Genomic DNA, 18365 nt, shown 5'->3' with positions numbered 1-18365 from the left:
ATCAGGCTCGATTGATCCCGGCTTGTTCGCGGATCTTCGCCAGTACCTCGGCGTGCAGCGCGGGTGTCGAGCAGGCGAGGACATCGCCGGCCGAGCCGATCGACAACTCGCCGCCCGCCCAGTCGGTGATGACGCCGCCGGCGGCTTCGATCACCGGCACCAGCGCCATGAAGTCGTACGGCTGCAGCCCCGTCTCCATCACGAGGTCGCAATGCCCCGACGCCAGCAGCCCATAAGAGTAGCAGTCGCCGCCATAGCGGCGCATCAGCGCCTTCTGGGCCACGTGCTGGAAGGTGCCGAGCGCCTTGCCATCGAAAAGTTCCGGCGAGGTCGCGTAGAGGCGGGCATCCGACAGCTGCGTACGCGGGCTGGTCGCGGCCGGCTTGCCCGCAAAATCGGCGCCGAGCGGCGAGCCGGTCCAGCGTTCGCCGGTGGCAGGAATGTCGATCAGGCCGACGAAGGGCCTGTCGTCGGACGCGAGGGCGATCAGGGTGCCGAACAGCGGCAGGCCGGTGATGAAGCTGCGGGTGCCATCGATCGGGTCGAGCACCCAGGTTAGGCCATTGCCCGCGCGAACCCCGAATTCCTCGCCGTAGATCCCGTGCTCGGGATAGCGTGCCTCGATCATCCGGCGCATCTCCGCCTCGATCGTCCGATCGGCGATCGTTACCGGGCTCTCGTCCGCCTTGCTGTCGACGTCCAGCGGCGTGCGGAAGTAGCGCAAGGCGATCGGCCGCGCTGCATCGGCAAGCTCGGCGGCAAAGGCCAGCGCCTCGGCGGGATCGAAGGGAAAAGCGGGCATGGCCGGCGGTCCTCTCATGGGGATCTGTCGGCCGTCTTATAGGCGTTTCGCGGCAAGGGGGAAGCCGGCGGTTTTCATCCCGGGCAACAGCCCTAGTTCGATCTCCAGCATAAGGAGACGACAAATGGCGGTAGACTTCAGCGAAGACGGACGGCAGGCGATCTCGGAGATCGCTTCGCGACATGGTTTCGGCGTCGAGGCGGCGGAAGCGATGGCCGAGGCGCTGCTGGCCGGCAATGGCCGCATGGCGCAGTTCAGCCACCCCGAACTCGGCGGCATGGGACAGTGGTCGCAGGGCGGCATGCTGATGATCGGCGACATGTTCAACAGCGACCTCAAGGCGCGCGTCGGCCGCCTTGCCGACGATCTTGCAGCGGCCATGGCGGACGGAAGCTTGGCGAGGAAGACGGGCGCTGGAAGCGGAAACGGCACGGATACCCCGGACCATCATCCCGACGATCAGAACCAGGATGCGGCGGCCGGCGCTGCCCCGGTGCAATCCGACAGCAGCGCTGCATGGCCGGCTCACCTTGGGACACCGAGTGCCACCGGCTCGCAGAACGGCCGACGCTACGCAATCTTTGCGGCGACCCATCGCCTCGCTGTCGAGGAAGACGGGAAGGTCAGGCTCTACGATACGGGCGAGCATGAGATTTCCGGCGTTTCTCAATCACAGAGCTCGGTAAACACGCTGCGTCTCAGCGCGCGAACTGGCAATGTTGACCTTTCCGAACTGGAAGAAATGAAATGCTGATCGCTCGTTAAATGAAACCATTCGATTAAGCGCAGCAAACTCGGGAAGATCCCGGCTATTTGTTTGTTCAGTCCCAGCATTAGTTGGGTTGTACTGACAATACAAGTTGAGCCAGCTCTGAAGGCAAATTCTCAGTTGTTCTCTAGATAGCAATTCACAAAGAGTAGGGCGGTTTCAATATGTTGTGTTTCTGTCATGCTGAGAGACAAGATGGAGCGCGACAATGCGCTGGACAGAGACCTTATGGTGCAATTATACGCGCCTAGGGGAACCGATCTTCGAGTGATCTCACCGATCGGGAATAGGCGCTGACCTTACCGTTCCTGCACAAGCCGCCGCCGATAAAGTGTCCGCGGACGACGGACCTTTGCGAAGTCGTCAATACCGTCCTCTATCTCACCTAAAGCGTCTTTGCTTTGTCGCTTATGGCCCAAGAGTTTCTGCCTTTCGCGACGGTCCAACGCCTTTTATGACTGGTGGGACCTTGGCTTGCTGTGTAGGATCAGGGGCGTCTCACCATGGCGGCGCAAGAACTAGAGGGCCGTGAGGCGAGCCCGAGCGCCGGGGTCATCGACAGCCGGATCGCCAAGACCGCCGAAAGCGGCGGCATCCGGGGCTTTGATGCCGGCAAGAGGATCAAGGGCCGCAAGTCCTAAACGATGGCTCTTAACTTCGGCTGAGATCGGAAATATCCCAATCATCCCTGTTCCTACGACTTCGTCGAGGATCGCACGCACAACGGACTGAAGTTCCGAATGCCTGCCGCCAAACGCTCTGCGTTTGGGCCGATGTCAACGACGAGTGCAGCAGGGAATGCCTTGCTATCCGGATCGACCAGAAGCTGAAGTTCAAGGATGTCATCGACGTCCAGTCCAATCTCTTCATCCTGCGGGGTGTGCCTGGGTATGTTCGGTCGGACAATGGTCCGGAGTTCGTCTTGAAGCGGTGCAGGAGTGGATGACAGCGGGTCGGAGCCAAGAACGCCACCTTATCGGGGAAAGCCACCGCAACCGCATCCCGTTGCTGGTGGACGCGGACGCAGGAACTTTCGATCATTAAGATGTCGCCGTCATAAGCCTTTGATACGCTTTCCACCAGACAGTCTCAGACACCGGCGGCCCGCCACCGGCTCAAGCGGTTGTAGGGTGTCGCGGCCCGTACCGCTCGGGAACATCCCGCGAGGACGATCCGGTCCGGAACCGCCAGAGGATCCCGTAGAGCAGCCGACGATCGTTGACGCGGGCGACCTCGCGGCTGTTGTTCGGCAGAAGCGGTGCAATGATTGACCAGTCCTCATCGCTCAGTTCATGACGGCGCATCGCAACCTCCCTCACGAGAGATTGAATCAGCCAAAGATTCTGGAGGGAAGCCGATTATGGAGACGCTCCCTAGCGCCGGCTGCTCTTGGTCAATCCGCCATCTGCTTCTGGCAGGCCTACTATCGGGCCTTGAGGTCGGCCTGCCGGCGATTATCTGGCCGATGTCGTGCGTGGGCGGAGCGGACTGGCACCTGAAGCTTTACCTTGTACTTATCGACCTACCCTGGGTGCCGCGACAGATGGACCATAAAAATTTAAGGAGTTGCTCGCCTCGTATCCGACTGATTGATTAAAACTCGACGGAAGTTAAACTTCCGCACCAGGGAGGAACTGCTATGCGCACACCATTCCCAGCCGACCGACGTCTTCAAGTCGCCGCTCATCCGCTTCAAACTGCTGAAGGACTAATGCTTGGATGTAGCCTTGCAGCATTGTTTTGGTCCAGCCTCTGCCTTTTCGTCGGGTAGCGAAGCGCACTAAAGCCAGCTGGCTATCGTCCCGCTGATAAACTCAAAGCACCAAAAAAGAACGACTGCCCACGCGACGAGGATAGTGACGGCGATGATCCCAAATATGGCGAGCTTGGCGATCTTGGCTGGCGACGTCCCGCCTCGACACTCTCGACCGGAGGGATTGCCTCAGAAATCATGGCAATTGTTTCATTCTGATCCGGCGAATTCATCGACATGGTCTCTCTCAGATGCGCTGCCTACTAGATGCAGCTTTCGTGCCGTTAAAATGACACTCCCGCATCGGCGAATTTGAACAGGATCGAGTGCCTCCTGTTCCCGCGCAACTTAGTTATCAATCGAAATTACCAAGACCCGCTAAGGCAGGTCTTTTTCATGAACGAAGCAAGTTCATGGTGACAATTCTCGCACCATCCTCGGCATCGCTTTGTCAACGTTGATGTGGGCGGGCGTCATAAGAATGCCTCTGGTCAGGCAATCTAAAAAAAGTTTTAGTCCCGCCTGAGCATTCGGCGCGTTCGCATATAATAGTCGACATCCGATTTTGCCGCTGGATCGCATTGCTTAATGCCAACGGCAACAGTTCGAACATCGGACGCAGGAAATGAAGGTGTCAGCGGGACATCCCGCGCAATGATCCGGTTCGGAACGGCCACCCAATTTTGATAAAAAATCCCAATCTGGCGGTTTCGATCATCGAGAAAGAGTGCGACTGCGCAGACGTTGTCCTTATCCAGAGCGTCCTGATTATCTAGCTTAAACCGGGCGGTAAAGGCGTTCGCTTGAGTCTCTAGTCTCAAGCTGAAAGAGAAATACTGCATTCGCTTCCAATCCCACCTTTTTGTCGCGATCTCGCAAAATCCGTGATCGTCTTTAACCTCGCATGTGTCAGCAGGACGGACGTGCCATACATAACCCTTCCAGCCATCCGCGTCGGCAGTTGGAACGTGATCGCTGCCAAGTAAGCCGATGGCAACCGACAATTCTTTGAGCAGTGATGTCATTGGTTCCTTGGGTTGGCGGGGATTGGCCGATCTTTGAATCGCTCCGATAGATCATGATCATGCTCATAAGCGGTAGATTTTATTTTCGCAAAGGCCGCTCGCAGCGGCCTTTTCATGCCTAGAGAATTCCATGGGGCTCGGGACGCGAGCCGCCATGCTTGGCGCCTTAATTATCTAAGAGCCCGAGCGAAAAGGAGTTGAGCGATATCAGCAGGTTGTGATTCCCGTACGTTGTCGAGACGATGGGGAATGGAAATGGCCTGGGATGATACCGCTCGGCTTGAGCATAGCCGCAGATGCGTTCGCTATCCAAGCGATCTGACGGAAAGGGAATGGGCGCTGATTGCGCCGATGCTGCCATCGGCCAAGCGTGGCGGCAGGCTGCGGACGACCTGCCTACGGGAGGTAATGAACGCCATCCTTTACGTTGCCTCGAGTGGTTGCCAATGGCGAATGCTGCCTGCCGATTTTCCGCCGGCCTCGACTGTTCGCGGCTATTTCTACGGCTGGCGTGACAGCGCACTGTTGTCGACGATCAACGGCCTTCTGGTCATCGGCGCTCGCGAGTTGGAAGGGCGTGAGGCCAGTCCGACAGCCGGCGTGATCGACAGCCAAAGCGTCAAAACCACCGAAAGCGGAGGGGTTTGCGGGTATGACGCGGGCAAGAAAATCAAGGGACGCAAGCGCCACATCATCACCGACACACTCGGCTTCATGCTCGTTGTCGTCGTTCATGGCGCCGACATTCAGGATCGCGACGGGGCGACAACGGTGCTGAAGTTCTTGAGTTACCGGTTTCCCTGGCTGCGCAACATCTTTGCCGATGGCGGCTATGCCGGCGATAAGCTGCGAGGCTCGCTGCGCGGACACGGTGATTGGACGATTGAGATCATCAAGCGATCGGACACGGCCAAGGGCTTTACGGTTCTGCCGCGTCGCTGGGTGGTTGAGCGAACCTTCGCTTGGCTTGGCCGGTGCCGTCGTCTTGCCAAGGACTGGGAACGATCAATTGAAAGCGCGACTGCCTGGACGCTCATCGCCAGCATCCGAATGCTCACCAGGCGCATCGCAAGATATTGGATTTACTCGTGAACTTTTGAATCGGGCTCTAAGCGTTGTAGGCAGTAGCAAAACGACCCCGGGCATGATGCGGTCGGTTGCCCAAATCCCCTTTGGGAAAACACTTGCGTTCCATGCGAACACTCGTAGCCAAAAGTGTCGGCTGCCGAGTTCCATAAGCGCAATGCTTTCAAGCGTTTCTGCGTCAGCGACGATGTAGCGGCGCATATGCTCCCGATCCGGGCACCAGCTTCCAAGCCCTACCAAACAAACCTCTCTGATCCTCGTTCCAACTTGGAGCGATCGATTGAGAAGCTCGGACGCTCACTCCGGCTTCAAGCGGGCCACCCCACTTGCGAACCGTGCGCAAGCAGATCCCGCCGCAGTCGCAGCAGTTATAGCAGAATTTCCGCCAAGTATCGGTTGTACCCAACGCTCTGTACCGCGTGGTGTCAAACTGGTATCCTTATAAACGTTCATCTGGCCCGCCGCTGGGTTCGTAAGCATCGCAGCCGCAGCTTTCTGGAAAAGACTGAAAACGTATTGAGGGCTCATATCTAAATATCCGAGAAGTTAAATTGGCTAAATCAAATTAACGTATAATGTACAGGCTTAACGCTGTCCAAAAAATTAAACAAAATCCAATTGAAATAATTCTTATTTTGCTGCTGGTTGCGCCGTTTAGTAAAACATTGACCGTCGGCCCTTGCCTTTCTGACAAGAATTCTTCTCGGTAACGAGTTGCTCCTGAATATAAAGAATCAACGCTCTCCATTTCTTCGATAACGGTAACTGGATCCATTAATTGAGGAGGGGCCCTTAGGACAGTAGCACTTACAGATGACTTCGATATCTCCTCAGAGAACTTGCAGCCGAAAAATTGGCCGCTACCCCAGGTCACCTGTGCGAGTTTAAGTCCTGCATCGGGGATATCGACGTGCAGCCATTCGCCAATTTCAATTCTTTCTTTTGTCTCGATTAGAATACCCGCTTCAGATAAGTCATGTATGACAGCCTTAGACTGTCCATTATGGATTTCTGCGTTTACGAGTAGGCGCAGTGTACGGCGAGATCTTTTTCGGGAGTCTATTTCCTCAAAGAATGCGTTTTTTGATTGCATTGTTACTGTGGCCTCAAGGGGTTAATATTAAGTATTCTAATGTTAGAGGGCCCAATCTAGAACAAAAATATGAAATACAGGTAAATCTTATAACAACAATTTTCATTAAATCGTAAAATATAATTTAGATAAAATAAGGAGACGTTGTGGCCGTATGGGTTGAAAGAAAATATTCAGCGGCATAATAATAATAAAAAGATGTCCATATTTGTAATAGCAAATTTCGAAAAAGCCTTTCTATTTGGAACCTCCATTAGCCCTAGATCTGTCAAAATCCCGCACATGCTCCTGGCGGGCGAGCCTGCTGCGGAATCTATGGATGGATGACTCAGAGCACTGCAAAGGACTAGGCGCTTAGCCTCAGGACTCATTGATCAAAGCCAGAAGATGACGGCGGCAGCGATGCAGATTGCCGAGAAGAAGGTGTGGGCGCATCTGTCGTAGCGGGTGTGGATGCGGCGCCAGTCCTTAAGCCGGCCGAACATGATCTCAATCTTGTGGCGCTGGCGGTAGAGCACGGCGTCGTGGGCCACGGGCGCCTTGCGCTTAGCACGGGCGGGAATGCAGGCGGCGATGCCGCGCAAAGCGAGCGCCTGGCGGAACCAGTCGGCGTCGTATCCCTTGTCGGCCAGCATGACCTTGGCCTTGGGTAGGCACTCCAGCATCAGGGCCGCGCCGTTGTAGTCGCTCATCTGGCCTTCCGACAGACACATGACGAGCGGGCGGCCTTCTCCGTCGCACACGGCGTGCAGCTTGGAGTTCAGGCCGCCCTTGGTGCGTCCGATGCGTCGGGGAACATCCCCTTTTTTAGAAGGCTCGCCGCCGTGCGGTGGGCTTTCAGGTGCGTGGCATCGATCATGATCCGCTCCGGCCTCGGCCCTTCGCCCGCCAGTGCGGCAAAGATCCGGTTGAACACACCGAGCCGGCTCCAGCGGATGAAGCGGTTGTAGAGCGTCTTGTGCGGACCGCAGGCTTTCGGGGCATCCTTCCACTGAAGACCGTTGCGGATGACATAGACAATGCCGCTCACCACTCGCCGGTCATCCACCCGCGGCACCCCATGCGCCAAGGGAAAGTGCGGCGATATCCGCGCCATCTGGCGCTCGCTCAGCAAAAAAAGATCAGACATCCAAATCTCCTCCAGGGAGATTCTGAATCACATCTCAATCGAGTTTAATAGGTCCTGAGCCTAGGGCCAAGGAGGAGTCCCCAATCACGCGCTGACTGATTCAAGGCTGATCTTTGCGGAGGGCGGTGTTCTTCGAGGTTTGAAGTCGGATGCGGAATGGGCCTTCTTAGAGCCTGTCGTGGTCAAGAGGGGGGGGGGGCTTCGCGACTGAAGATCTAGTTTCGCCGCACTGCTAAAAGCCTGACTGTAGCTATCAGGCTGAGCGGCGGTGAGGTCTCCGATATGAAATGCCATGCGCCGGTCAGGGACCAGCCCAGTCCCAAGCCCTGTGTCCTGCTCGCCGTCAAGGAATACGACGCCTACCTAATCCTTGCCGACCTCAAGGCAAGAGGCGTTGCCGCGGTCATTCCGGCTAAGCGATACCGCAAGCTTTGTATTTATGGAAATAACGTCCAACTTTTCCTTTGCCGAGCTTCAACTTAAAGCCAAGATAATAGTAGTAGCTTTAAAAACAATAAAAATTAGCGTGACGCCGTAATATATAAGCTATAAAGTTATTGAAAATAAAGGCTTTAATCTAAGAAATTTAAAATGTGATCGATTTGCATTTAAGGACTAATTTAATTGGATATGAGATAAAACGGTTTTAAATATTGCATGACGAAAGCAGCTATTTTCCGACCTGCGGGCAGGGAGGACTAATAAACCTTGCGATTAAGGATGCGGACGCCAAGCACTTTCACCTTGTCGCTCACGCATAACTGCGACTTTACCTTGCTGGGCTTCATCGACACCTACAACTTCGGTGGAACATTGAAAGCGATCGAAGACCTCACACCATACGAGTTCATTTAAAAATAATGGAAATCAAAGCCGGAATAACTCGCGTACGGTCCAGTATATCAAATGACGGAACTGAATGCCTAATATTGCTCCAATGCCCCTCGTAGACGCTGCCGCAATTGCCCGCTAAGTGTAGACGATAAATATTGCCGCCAGCGCAATCCAAAAAATTGCCGATAATGCTGACCCAACAATTATACCCTTTGCAGGACTAGGCTGCATTTTAGACGTAGCGGCGGGCTTTGAGTCCTGTCGTGCGAAGTCAACTATAATACTCATAATCAGATCCTCCCGTAGCGGAATTTTTTCCGTCTGAATGGATCAAATCACAGAAAATGCAGATAACCAAATGATAAATAGCAACCTAAGTCAGCAGCTCAGTGAGCAAAATTTGCACATTGAATAGGGACCCGTAATCAACAATAGCGGCTAAGATCCTTAGAGCCTGACTCAAAGCTCTATGAGGAATAGCGATACCTTGCGACGCGTCGGTTGAAGAGACAAGGGTTGGCGACGAGGATCCAGGCCTCGGCACTGTCGATGGTTTATTGAAGTCCTTGGCCAGCCTGCGGCAGCGGCCGAGCTAGGCAAAGGTCAGCTCCACCAACCTTCGGCGCGGCAGGATCTCGAAGCCTTTGATGGCGATGGCGGATCGAGGCGAGGACAGGGACGACATCGTTCCGATCCTGGATGTCAAGGCCGTGAACGACGAGCCCGACCATCAAGCCAAGCGTATCGGTGACGATGTGGCGCACTTGGTCCTTGATCTTCTTGCCGGCATCAAAGCCCCGGATGCCGCCGCTTTCGGTGGTCTTGACGATCCGGCTTTCGATGGCGCCGGCGCTCGGGACCGCCTCACGGCCCTCCAGTTCGCCCGCCGCCATGGTGAGATGGCCGCTGATACTGCGCAGCAAGCCACGGCCTTACCAGTCATAGAAATATCGTTGGACCGTGGAATGGACCCCATTTCGCCGGACAGGCGGCGGTTGGGTCTAAGCACTAAGCCTGATGAACTCGCGGGGCGAGTGGAACTTCAGACCTGAGTGCGGGTGGACCTCGCAATAATCCTCGATCCAGTCGGGGAGCAAGGCGAGAATGGTGGCGGCAACGGGCAGAACGGTGATGCTGGCGTAGTCCCGTTTTAGCGTTTTGACGAAGGCCTCGGACATGCCGTTCGACTCCGGGCTGCGCACGGGCGTGAAGAGCAGCGTCAGGCCAAGGGCGCGGGCGGTGTCGGCAGAGTCATTGGCGATGTAGGAGCTGCCATTGGCCGACAGCCATTCGACGGCATGCGGGACCTTGGTCGTGCCGAAGCGGCGCTCGACGGCGGTGACCATGAGGTCGCGCACCATCTCGCCGGAGATGCCGGCCTGCGCCACGGCCGACCAGGCTATAATCTCGCGGTCGCAGGCATCGAGCACAAAGAGGATGCGCACGACCTCGCGGTTGCGGGCATGGATCTCCAGATGGTCGGAGCACCAACGCACGTTGGAGCGCAGCGCGATGACGATGCCGTCATTCGTTCGGCCGGGCCGCCGTGCGGTATGGCGCTCCAGCGTCAGGCCGTGATGCTGCATGATCCTCAACACCCGTTTGGCATTGACCGTCGGCTGCCCCTCCGCCCGCAGGCGACGGTTCAGCAGCGCGGTGACCCGTCGGTAGCCATAGGTCGGCCGAGCGTCGACGATGGCACGGATCGGCGCGAGGAACTCAGCATCCTTCGCCTTGCGATACGGCCCCCGCAGCTTCACCGCCCTGCCGCGTCGCTCGTTGATGTGGGAACGAGCGACGTCCAGCGTCCGCGCCACGGTGCTCACCGGGAACCGTCCGTCGGATCGCTCCAGGACAGCAAGGGCGATGTCCGTTTTTTTGGGCGAGCGACGTCGAGCGCCTCCTTGAGGATCTCGTTCTCCATCGTCTTGCGGCCGAGCAGCCGCTCGAGGTCGCGGACCCGCTTCTCCAGATCGCGGACTCTCGACGTGCCGACGACATCCTCGTCGGCCTGGACGGCGGCATGGCCGCCCTCCAGCATCCGGCGCTTCCAGGCAAAGAGCTGCGACGGGGAGACACCCGCCTGCCGCGCCACGAAGGACACGCTCATTACCGGCTGCATCGCCTCATCGACGAGGCGGACCTTCTCGGCCGTCGACCATCGCCGCCGGCGCTGCACAGAGGTGATCACTTCAACCCGAGAAAACGGGCCATCAGGAGCTTTCGACATAGTCGTACTCATATGCGGATGCCTATGCCTTATCGGCTATGCAACCTGTCCGGTCTAAATGGGGTGCGTTCCAGACCGTCGCGAAAGGCGGAAACTCTTGGGGCATCAGCGACCAAGCACAGCCGCTTTAAGTGAGATACAGGACGGCATTGACAACCTCGCGAAGGTCCGTAGTCCGTGGACGCTTGATCGGCGGCGGCTTCGGCAGGAACGGCGCGATCTGCGCCCATTCCCGATCGCTGAGACCACTAAAATAGCGCTTCCCACGGCGCCTATAGGCGCGCCGGGCGGTTTTGGTCCAGGCCATCGTCGACTCCATCCTGTATCGCAACCTGATGGGGTCACAACCTACTGAAACCGCGTCATACTTTTCGGGTTAGGCTCTAAACGAGTTGATGCCCGGCAAGTACGACTACCCTACCGCGGAGTAAGGCTGCGACGATTGGAAGAGAGCCTCGGTCCACCGATACGCCTAGCTTTTTTGTTTAAAGCTGCGAAGCGATGGTGTAGCCAAAAGCCCGGCACGACCAGCAAGAGGATCCCGCGTGAGCAGCCTAAAATTCGGAACCAGCGGCCTGCGCGGCCTCGTCGTCGATCTTCTCGGCTCGCCGAGCTACGCCTTCACCCTCGCCTTTCTCCACCATGACTCGCAGGGCGACTCACCGCGAAAAGTGCTGATCGGCCGGGATCTGCGGTCGTCGAGCCCGGCGATCGCCGCCCTTTGCATTGCCGCTGCACGCGATGCCGGCTACACGCCGTTCGACTGCGGTGCGGTGCCGACCCCTGCGCTCGCACTTGCCGCCATGGAACTCGCCTGTTCCGCGGTGATGGTAACCGGCAGCCACATCCCTGACGACCGGAACGGATTGAAATTCTACCGGGCAGACGGCGAGATCACCAAGGATGACGAGGCGTGCATCCTCGCGGCCTTAGACGATCTCGGCGCGCTCGATACCGTCGTTCCGACCAGTGCCGACGACGCGACGCCACATGCGGCGCTCGACGCCTATGTCGCTCGCAGCCTCGACTTCTTTGCGCCGGATGCCCTCGCCGGCCTCACCGTCGGCATTTACGAGCAGAGCACCGTCGCCCGAGATGTAATAAGGGAGGTGCTCAAGGGCCTAGGCGCCAAGACGGTCAGCCTTGGCCGCTCCGAGTCCTTCATTCCTGTCGACACCGAAGCGCACCGCGAAGAGGACAAAGCACTGATCGCCGGCTGGGCGAAGGGCGGCGGCTTTGACGCGTTCGTCTCGGCCGACGGCGACGCCGATCGGCCACTCGTTGCTGACGAGACCGGCGCCATCCTGCGCGGCGATATCATTGGCCTCTTGACTTCGGCGTATCTTGGCATGGGCACCATCGTAACGCCGATCACCTCCGCCTCGGCGATCGAACGCACCGGCATCGCCAAAACCGTGATCCGCACCCGCGTCGGCTCGCCCTTCGTGATCGCCAGGATGGCGGAAGCTGACGCTGCCGGCGGCGTCATCGGCTTTGAGGCGAATGGCGGCGTTCTGCTCGGTACCGACGTCGTTCGGGGCGGCCGGCTCTTGAAGGCCTTGCCAACGCGCGACGCCATGCTGCCAATCGTCAGTGTTCTTGCCAGCATCGCCGAGAAGAAGCAGGGTCTCAGCGCCATCGTTGCTGGCCTTGACGCTGGACATACCGCCTCCCATCGCCTTCAAGAGGTGCCGGCAGTCGCGAGCGGTGCCTTCCTAGCAAAGCTCTTGGACGATGCCGACTACCGGCACGCGTTCACGCAGGACATAGGCGAGGTGGTGGCCGTGGACCGCCTCGACGGCGCACATATGCGGCTCGCGGACAACACGGTGATCCACTACCGTGCCTCTGGAAACGCGCCGGAACTGCGCTGCTATGTTGAGGCGTCGAGTGCCAACCGTGCCAAGGCAGTGCTCACGTGGGGCCTCAAGCAGGCGGCGGATGCAGTCGGATCGGTATAGTGTCACCGATTTTCGTTGCTCTAGCGTCGGCCTATACGTTTCGTTATTTCAACTTTCAACTTTATAACAGCGCGTTGTGGTCTGCCCCCTCAAAAATGTCGCTAATCACGTTAGTCAAGCTGGCTAATTGGAGTCTGCGCACACTCTGGTTTCATGGTTCTCTCCGCGGTCGGTCTCGGTGGATCGCCGCATGTTGGCGTCAGATGGTCGGATCGACCGACGTAGTCCTCGTGGTTGCCGATGGCACCGCATTTTTAGGGACGGCCTGATCCGCGCCAAACGTCCCGGCGGGGACGCATCCGTCAAAGTCAGTTGAGCGACGTGGCAGTGGTTATGCCGCCGCCACCTGGCTCCAACGGAATGGGGTGTTGGTTTTCCACATGGTGTGTAGGATCACTGCCATCTTCCGAGCTACGGCGATCCTCGCCTTTTTAAACGCAAACGTCTTCGCCAACTTCAGGCCCCAGGCCTTGAGCGTCGAGAAGCGCAGTTTCCGCGTCGGAAGAGTCGTAGCCGCCTCGTATAGGTTTATCCTAGTTATTCTATCAATTCATCAATAGTCGCACCTACAACGGCTGGCAGTCCGAATGCTGAACGTGATAGACGAGTTCACCCGGGAATGCATTGCGATCCGGATCGACCGAAAACTCAAATCCACGGACGTCAGATACGTTCAGTCCAACACCTTCAAGCTGAGCGGCGTGGCACCGTCATCCCGCCCTTCAGACCTGATGAATGCCAATTACTTTGCCGTTGCCGGCTATGAACCGGATTTGCTCTAGCCTGCTCACGGCGTTCCCAGCGGTCACTCGAAGGCGGCATCGATGAATTGCGTGACGTCTTCTCTGGACGCTGAATTTTCAGCCCCAGATCCATAAACTCTTCCTCCGTAACCCGCTGCAAATCACCGCGATCCATCAGAAAATGGATCAAACATTTCGTACGGTGACAAGTTGGCGGGTAATTGCGACGCGTGCGACGCACAAATGCTATTACCTAATGCCCTGCTGCAAGCCGCGGCCCGGTGCATCCACCTCTTCACTAAATAGATTTTATACTAAATGTGCTCTTGGAGGAGTGCTCGGCTGCCACGACTAAAGATTAATCGATATTCGTTACAAGAAATTAACTTATCTACTGGTCACTGTTTTGTCAGGTGTTTTGAAGGCTGATGATCGCCGAATTTCGTATTTAGTGACTTAGTAATGCGATAGCCGACAAAGGATCCAAAGCCAGCGGCCATCATCAGAAGTATCAAGCCTGAAAAACCCTGTGCACCAGCTAAAGCAGTGAGTACACAGCCAATTGCGGCGCCGCCGCTTGATCCAATCGCGGCGACTGTAGGATCTTGAATGTGCCCTAGCACGCGGCTGAAGGTGCGTTCTTTGCTCATAGCGATCGCCTCCTCGAACTGATGCTGAGGATGGCACAGAATGCTGCACAGCAAAAGAACTTGCACCCGAAATCAACAATTTAGTTGTCATTTATACGGCCTATCGGTCGGGTTCGATTATGTTGGTGTGGCCGCCTTCGTACCGAATCCAGTTCTCGTTGGATGTCCGGGGTTAAAATTAGACCTTGGCCCATACTGACTATAAATCCCACACCCGGGCGTAACGTTTAGCCCCTAATCATCGGGGTTACTTCGGCATTCAGCGACGGCCACCCCGTCCCCTGCCGAGCCCATCTTCAGCTTTGCACCTGTCTAGTCGGTGACCACCCTCCCGCGGCCTCGATCAACCGGCACAGGCGCCATTTAGTCATAAGGTTGCAAGCCTCTCTCCGTCCTTAAATCGCAGTGGCCAGAGGCGAGTAAGCCTCGCAGTAGTAGTAGCCGCCATAGTGCGCATAAACGCCAGTTCGGCAACGCGCCTGAACGTGCTGAGCGTCTCACCGCTGAACAACTCCGGAGATGTAGCATAGGGCCGGGCGTCGAGCAGCGCTGTGCGTCCGATGGTGGCGACGGTTCTGTTTCCGAAGTTGGCGCCGAGCGGTGAACCAGTCCAGCGCTCGCCGGTGGCGGGAATATCGATCATCCGGAGAGGGGCGGGCCCTCAAAGGCGAATGCAATTAGGGTGCCAAATAACCGCAAACCGGTGATAAATCTCTTGCTGCTGCTGATTTAGTTAAACACCCAGGTTAGGCCACTGCCTAAACCTCACGCCGAACTCCTCGCTTTAGATCTCATTGCTGGGGATAGCGCGCCTCGATCATCCGTCGCATCCTGGCCTCGATTCGGTTGGCGACGGTAGCCGGGCTTTCGACGGCTTTGCTATCTACCTTCAGCGGCGTGCGGAATTAAAGCAGCGCGATCGGCCGCGTAGCAGCTGCTCGTCCAGCCGCCAAGGTAAGCGCCTCGGAAGGATCAAATGGGATAGCGGGCATGGCAGGCGATTCCTTGCGATAAAATCGGATGCCTACATAATTTTTTTTCCACAACTTCATGAAAGACGGTAGTTTTTCATTAACTTCAGCGGCTCTAGTTTACGACGGCGAAGCAAGAGATCTCTACGACAGAGCGTTGGACGGACGAAGTAGGCAAAGCGGTTTGGCGATGGCCGCACGGCACGGCTTCTGACTCGAGGCCACCGAATTGATGGCAGCGTCGATCCAGGCGTGAGGCGGCGGCCTCGCGCAGTTCAGCCATGCCGAGTCCTGCGGCAATGGTCGCAGGGCCGCATGCTGATCATTGGCGACATGTTTAACAACGACTGGAAAGCCCGTGTTGGCTACCTGGCGGAAAATCTTGTCGCGATGCTCGTCGACGGCCGGATTGTTGCCGACTACACTGCCGGAGGCGCCGTGCCCGAGCGCGTCCAACTATCCAAGACTGCAGACTGCAGGAAGCCTGCGCCCCCAACCTTCGCTTCCCGGCTCGGCGGGCGCGCCTGGTGGCCACGCCACCTAGGTGACCCTGTGTCCAGCGGCGCGCAGACCGGACGTCGCTACGCCGTCTTTTCAATTAGCCGTCGGGTATTGGTTGAAGATTGTGGCGACGTCCGCCTCTACGATGCCAGCGACCACCAAATTGGCGGAGTCGCGCAGGGGCAGGAGGCAAGAAAGATGCTGCGGTTCAACAGCCAGCACCGCAGCGTCGACCTTGTGGACATGACCGAGGTAACGGATGAGGCATCTCCTAAGCAGTCGCAACAGGTCGAGTAGCCTCATGCGACCTCCCTCGAGAATAGGTGCGGCAGCGCCGGCGCGCCTCGTCTCCGTTGCCGACGTTGCCACGGCTAGATCCGGTAGTGACCGAGTCTTGGCCGGCCGCTCGTTCGTCGCCGGACCCCGACATTCTCGCCACTCTGCGCCGTCTGTCAGAAGTGCGCGATGCAGCGGTGTTAAGTGACAACGAAATTCGCGGCCAAGAAGGGCGAGCTGGAGACGCGGCTTTGAAAGTCTCTTTTCGATTAAACCGACAGAATCGAGATGGTCGTTCAGCCGGGGTTAACCTGTAGTGAGGTCATGTCTCTCGGCGCCGACCGCCCGTCCTTATTGGAGATCGATCTTGCCCTTACTTCTGCACGGTTCCGGGACGACATGAATACGCTAACGTCCCCGCCGTTTCCCGCACGTGGATCTCGATAGGAGGGAGATGTCGTCCCCATCGCCCGGTGGCGAGAGCTTCGGAATTTGAATTCCGCTCTGACAGGCAAGCCGCTATGCTCGTACTGCAACCCACCATTCCGGACCGAACACGCCATCACGCGCGCTACGTATTATCCCCTTAGAACCATCCCCACGAGGAGCTACTTTGTTGAAGAAAGTCAGAAAGGCCGTCATCCCGGTCGCGGGCCTCGGCACGCGCTTCCTGCCGGCGACAAAATCTATGCCGAAGGAAATGTTGACCATTGTCGATCGCCCGGTCGTGCAATACGCAGTCGACGAGGCACTGGAAGCTGGGATCGAGCACATCGTCTTCGTCACCGGCCGCAATAAGGCAACAATCGAGGACTATTTCGATATCCAGCCGGAACTTTACGTCACGCTTAGCGAAAAGGGCAAGAGGGAACAGTTGAGCGCGTTGGAAAGCCTCCTGCCGCCGCCAGGTTCTATGAGCTTTACCCGCCAGCAATCGCCGCTCGGACTCGGTCACGCAATATGGTGCGCCCGCGACATCATCGGCGACGAGCCTTTCGCGGTGCTCCTTCCGGACATGGTGTGCTTCGGCGAAGAAGGCTGTCTGTCCGGCTTGATGAATCTCTACGGGATAACCGGTGGTAACGTCATTGCCGTCGAGCAGTGCGATCCGAGCCAAACCGGCAGCTATGGCATTGTCGGAAGAGGCGACGCCGTTGGGCCCGGCTTTGCGATCACAGAAATGGTCGAGAAGCCAGCGCCGGCTGTTGCGCCGTCGAACTTCTATATCAATGGCCGCTATATCCTTCAACCGGAAGTGTTCGGCATCCTTGGCACGCAGGCCAAGGGCGCCGGTAACGAGATCCAGCTGACCGATGCTATGCTGCGCCTGTCCGAAAACCAAAAGTTCTATGCGCGTCCTTACGAAGGCAAAACCTTCGACTGTGGCGCCAAGGATGGCTTCATTCAGGCTAACGTGGCTTTCGCCTTGGCCCGGCCTGACATCCGCGATCTCGTCTACGAGCCGATCAACGAATTAATCCGGGCCTCTGGCGGACACACCCAGGTTGCCTGAATGCTGGAGCGGTAGCGCTGCCATCTATGGCGGCGGCTACCGCTGCGTTGCAGACAAGACCTTGGTCAGCATGGGCTAACAGTGGGTGCAGCCTTCGCGCACATCTGAGAAGTACCGGCGATAGCGTAACAGACGCTATCGCCGGTCCGGGAGCAAAATCAGATCAGCTTGGTTTTCCGGTCTGGGAGTGCTCCGTTAGGACCACCCTGTCGAAGGACTCGGCCTTGGCCCTTCGTATCCGGCAGGCCGAAGCATTTTAAACACGTCGGACGTTCCTAGTAGACCGAGCGCCAGATCTTCGGATTGGTAGCCGAGGCTATTTTCTGCCAAGACAGGTCCGTCTTATGCCAAGCAAGTATGCTGTCGAAGCGATTATCCAGCACAACGTCACCCTCGTCTGTAGAGACCACGAGAACAGCGTGGCCTTCACCCGATGGCGTCAAAGCAACGGCCATCCGCAAAGCAGAGCCGGGAATGCCGAGCGCCAGTAGGTCGCGTCGCTTGGTCAGGGCGAAGTCTTCGCAATCGCCAGACTTCGGTCCGGCCGTCCAATTGTCGCCGACTTCGCTCACGCCCCTGATGCGGTGATTGACACGACGGTTTGCCAAAGCAACCAGCGCGCGGGTCGGCTTGTCCCACGTCAATGTCGCAGGGGCCGACGGCCGGCAGTCGTCCGGGTTGTCGACGCAGAAACGGATATAGGCAAACGGAGCGAGCGTGCTGCTGCCCTCGCTGATGCGGACGAAACTTCTAAGCGGAGTGCTTTGGCGCGTGAAGTCGATGGCGCCGGCGTTGGCAGTCGTCGTTATGGCGCTGCCGACTGTCAATACCGATGCGAAAATTCCCATCGTCCATTTGCTCAGCATTGGAAATGCTCCCGTGAATCGGCTCACGGTAATACAACACAGCGGCGCCTATCATCCGCTTCAGCAATTCAGTCAAACTTGAAAGGTCTTCGCAGTAAGCAGCACGAAAGCGAATAAATGTCAGACGAGGAAGATACGGCTCTGCCGATTTGCAACTGCCACG

14 protein-coding genes and 5 pseudogenes are annotated in these 18365 nt (G+C 57.3%); 8 read left to right on the top strand and 11 right to left on the bottom strand.

What is annotated here, in order from left to right:
* Position 1: 1 nt before the first annotated feature.
* Entirely contained in the window at positions 2 to 802 is an 801-nt protein-coding gene (gene hisN / locus ACZL02_RS17080) for a histidinol-phosphatase (protein WP_472940096.1), read from the bottom strand.
* Between hisN and ACZL02_RS17075 the strand changes: the two genes are divergently transcribed.
* From ACZL02_RS17075 to ACZL02_RS17065, 3 genes and pseudogenes are all read left to right on the top strand, one after another.
* Positions 801 to 1556 carry a hypothetical protein gene (locus ACZL02_RS17075; RefSeq protein ID WP_472940095.1) on the top strand — a complete coding sequence of 252 codons (756 nt, stop codon included), beginning with the start codon at positions 801 to 803 and terminating at the stop codon, positions 1554 to 1556. The genes hisN and ACZL02_RS17075 overlap by 2 nt on opposite strands.
* Before the next feature lie 518 nt (positions 1557 to 2074).
* On the top strand, positions 2075 to 2212 hold the full coding sequence (locus ACZL02_RS17070) for a hypothetical protein (RefSeq protein WP_472940380.1): 138 nt from the start codon (positions 2075 to 2077) through the stop codon (positions 2210 to 2212).
* Between the two features lie 39 nt (positions 2213 to 2251).
* Positions 2252 to 2522: pseudogene (locus ACZL02_RS17065) on the top strand (DDE-type integrase/transposase/recombinase); the annotation flags it as partial.
* A gap of 57 nt (positions 2523 to 2579) precedes the next feature.
* Here ACZL02_RS17065 and ACZL02_RS17060 read toward each other — a convergent pair.
* Positions 2580 to 2875 (bottom strand): annotated as a pseudogene (locus ACZL02_RS17060) (transposase); the annotation flags it as partial.
* 961 nt (positions 2876 to 3836) lie between these two features.
* Entirely contained in the window at positions 3837 to 4349 is a 513-nt protein-coding gene (locus tag ACZL02_RS17055) for a hypothetical protein (RefSeq protein WP_472940093.1), read from the bottom strand.
* A 255-nt stretch (positions 4350 to 4604) separates the two neighbouring features.
* On the opposite strand from ACZL02_RS17055, the gene ACZL02_RS17050 reads away from it, so the two are divergent.
* On the top strand, positions 4605 to 5441 hold the full coding sequence (locus ACZL02_RS17050; protein WP_472940371.1) for an IS5 family transposase: 837 nt from the start codon (positions 4605 to 4607) through the stop codon (positions 5439 to 5441).
* A 559-nt stretch (positions 5442 to 6000) separates the two neighbouring features.
* Here ACZL02_RS17050 and ACZL02_RS17045 read toward each other — a convergent pair.
* The 5 genes and pseudogenes from ACZL02_RS17045 to ACZL02_RS17025 form a co-directional block, all read right to left on the bottom strand.
* On the bottom strand, positions 6001 to 6528 hold the full coding sequence (locus ACZL02_RS17045; RefSeq protein ID WP_472940092.1) for a PilZ domain-containing protein: 528 nt from the start codon (positions 6526 to 6528) through the stop codon (positions 6001 to 6003).
* A gap of 374 nt (positions 6529 to 6902) precedes the next feature.
* A protein-coding gene (locus ACZL02_RS17040; RefSeq protein WP_472940091.1) for an IS5 family transposase occupies positions 6903 to 7657 on the bottom strand; the annotation gives its coding sequence in 2 pieces (ribosomal slippage) (positions 6903 to 7324 and positions 7324 to 7657; 756 coding nt in all).
* Between the two features lie 1301 nt (positions 7658 to 8958).
* Positions 8959 to 9456, bottom strand: a pseudogene (locus ACZL02_RS17035) (transposase); the annotation flags it as partial.
* 36 nt (positions 9457 to 9492) lie between these two features.
* A protein-coding gene (locus ACZL02_RS17030) for an IS3 family transposase (protein ID WP_472940090.1) occupies positions 9493 to 10733 on the bottom strand; the annotation gives its coding sequence in 2 pieces (ribosomal slippage) (positions 9493 to 10373 and positions 10373 to 10733; 1242 coding nt in all).
* Positions 10734 to 10848: 115 nt separating this feature from the next.
* Positions 10849 to 11028, bottom strand: a complete 180-nt coding sequence (locus tag ACZL02_RS17025) for a transposase (RefSeq protein WP_472940089.1) — start codon at positions 11026 to 11028, stop codon at positions 10849 to 10851.
* 238 nt (positions 11029 to 11266) lie between these two features.
* On the opposite strand from ACZL02_RS17025, the gene ACZL02_RS17020 reads away from it, so the two are divergent.
* Both ACZL02_RS17020 and ACZL02_RS17015 read left to right on the top strand, forming a co-directional pair.
* Positions 11267 to 12682 carry a phosphomannomutase gene (locus tag ACZL02_RS17020; protein ID WP_472940088.1) on the top strand — a complete coding sequence of 472 codons (1416 nt, stop codon included), beginning with the start codon at positions 11267 to 11269 and terminating at the stop codon, positions 12680 to 12682.
* A gap of 543 nt (positions 12683 to 13225) precedes the next feature.
* Positions 13226 to 13386, top strand: a pseudogene (locus tag ACZL02_RS17015) (IS3 family transposase); the annotation flags it as partial.
* A gap of 58 nt (positions 13387 to 13444) precedes the next feature.
* On the opposite strand, the pseudogene ACZL02_RS17010 reads toward ACZL02_RS17015, so the two are convergent.
* Positions 13445 to 13600: pseudogene (locus ACZL02_RS17010) on the bottom strand (IS66 family transposase); the annotation flags it as partial.
* Between the two features lie 223 nt (positions 13601 to 13823).
* Positions 13824 to 14075 carry a hypothetical protein gene (locus tag ACZL02_RS17005; protein ID WP_472940087.1) on the bottom strand — a complete coding sequence of 84 codons (252 nt, stop codon included), beginning with the start codon at positions 14073 to 14075 and terminating at the stop codon, positions 13824 to 13826.
* Positions 14076 to 15361: 1286 nt separating this feature from the next.
* Here ACZL02_RS17005 and ACZL02_RS17000 point away from each other — a divergent pair.
* Positions 15362 to 15844: a hypothetical protein gene (locus ACZL02_RS17000; RefSeq protein ID WP_472940086.1), complete on the top strand. Its 483-nt coding sequence runs from the start codon at positions 15362 to 15364 to the stop codon at positions 15842 to 15844.
* 595 nt (positions 15845 to 16439) lie between these two features.
* Positions 16440 to 17336: a UTP--glucose-1-phosphate uridylyltransferase gene (locus tag ACZL02_RS16995; RefSeq protein WP_472940085.1), complete on the top strand. Its 897-nt coding sequence runs from the start codon at positions 16440 to 16442 to the stop codon at positions 17334 to 17336.
* Between the two features lie 275 nt (positions 17337 to 17611).
* Here ACZL02_RS16995 and ACZL02_RS16990 read toward each other — a convergent pair whose 3' ends face one another.
* Complete coding sequence (locus tag ACZL02_RS16990) at positions 17612 to 18202, bottom strand: transglutaminase-like cysteine peptidase (protein WP_472940084.1); 591 nt, start codon at positions 18200 to 18202, stop codon at positions 17612 to 17614.
* Positions 18203 to 18365 lie beyond the last annotated feature (163 nt).

This window comes from Mesocryomonas fontinalis, assembly GCF_055730125.2.
This window is presented reverse-complemented; position numbering and strand designations above follow the sequence as displayed.

Excerpts from the sequence above, each read along its gene's own strand:
- ACZL02_RS17055 (WP_472940093.1), bottom strand. The coding sequence starts at position 4,349 with ATGACATCACTGCTCAAAGAATTGTCGGTTGCCATCGGCTTACTTGGC.
- ACZL02_RS17070 (WP_472940380.1), top strand. The coding sequence starts at position 2,075 with ATGGCGGCGCAAGAACTAGAGGGCCGTGAGGCGAGCCCGAGCGCCGGG.
- ACZL02_RS17005 (WP_472940087.1), bottom strand. The coding sequence starts at position 14,075 with ATGAGCAAAGAACGCACCTTCAGCCGCGTGCTAGGGCACATTCAAGAT.
- ACZL02_RS17045 (WP_472940092.1), bottom strand. The coding sequence starts at position 6,528 with ATGCAATCAAAAAACGCATTCTTTGAGGAAATAGACTCCCGAAAAAGA.
- ACZL02_RS17075 (WP_472940095.1), top strand. The coding sequence starts at position 801 with ATGGCCGGCGGTCCTCTCATGGGGATCTGTCGGCCGTCTTATAGGCGT.
- ACZL02_RS17000 (WP_472940086.1), top strand. The coding sequence starts at position 15,362 with ATGCTGATCATTGGCGACATGTTTAACAACGACTGGAAAGCCCGTGTT.
- hisN (WP_472940096.1), bottom strand. The coding sequence starts at position 802 with ATGCCCGCTTTTCCCTTCGATCCCGCCGAGGCGCTGGCCTTTGCCGCC.
- ACZL02_RS16990 (WP_472940084.1), bottom strand. The coding sequence starts at position 18,202 with ATGCTGAGCAAATGGACGATGGGAATTTTCGCATCGGTATTGACAGTC.
- ACZL02_RS17025 (WP_472940089.1), bottom strand. The coding sequence starts at position 11,028 with ATGGCCTGGACCAAAACCGCCCGGCGCGCCTATAGGCGCCGTGGGAAG.
- ACZL02_RS17050 (WP_472940371.1), top strand. The coding sequence starts at position 4,605 with ATGGCCTGGGATGATACCGCTCGGCTTGAGCATAGCCGCAGATGCGTT.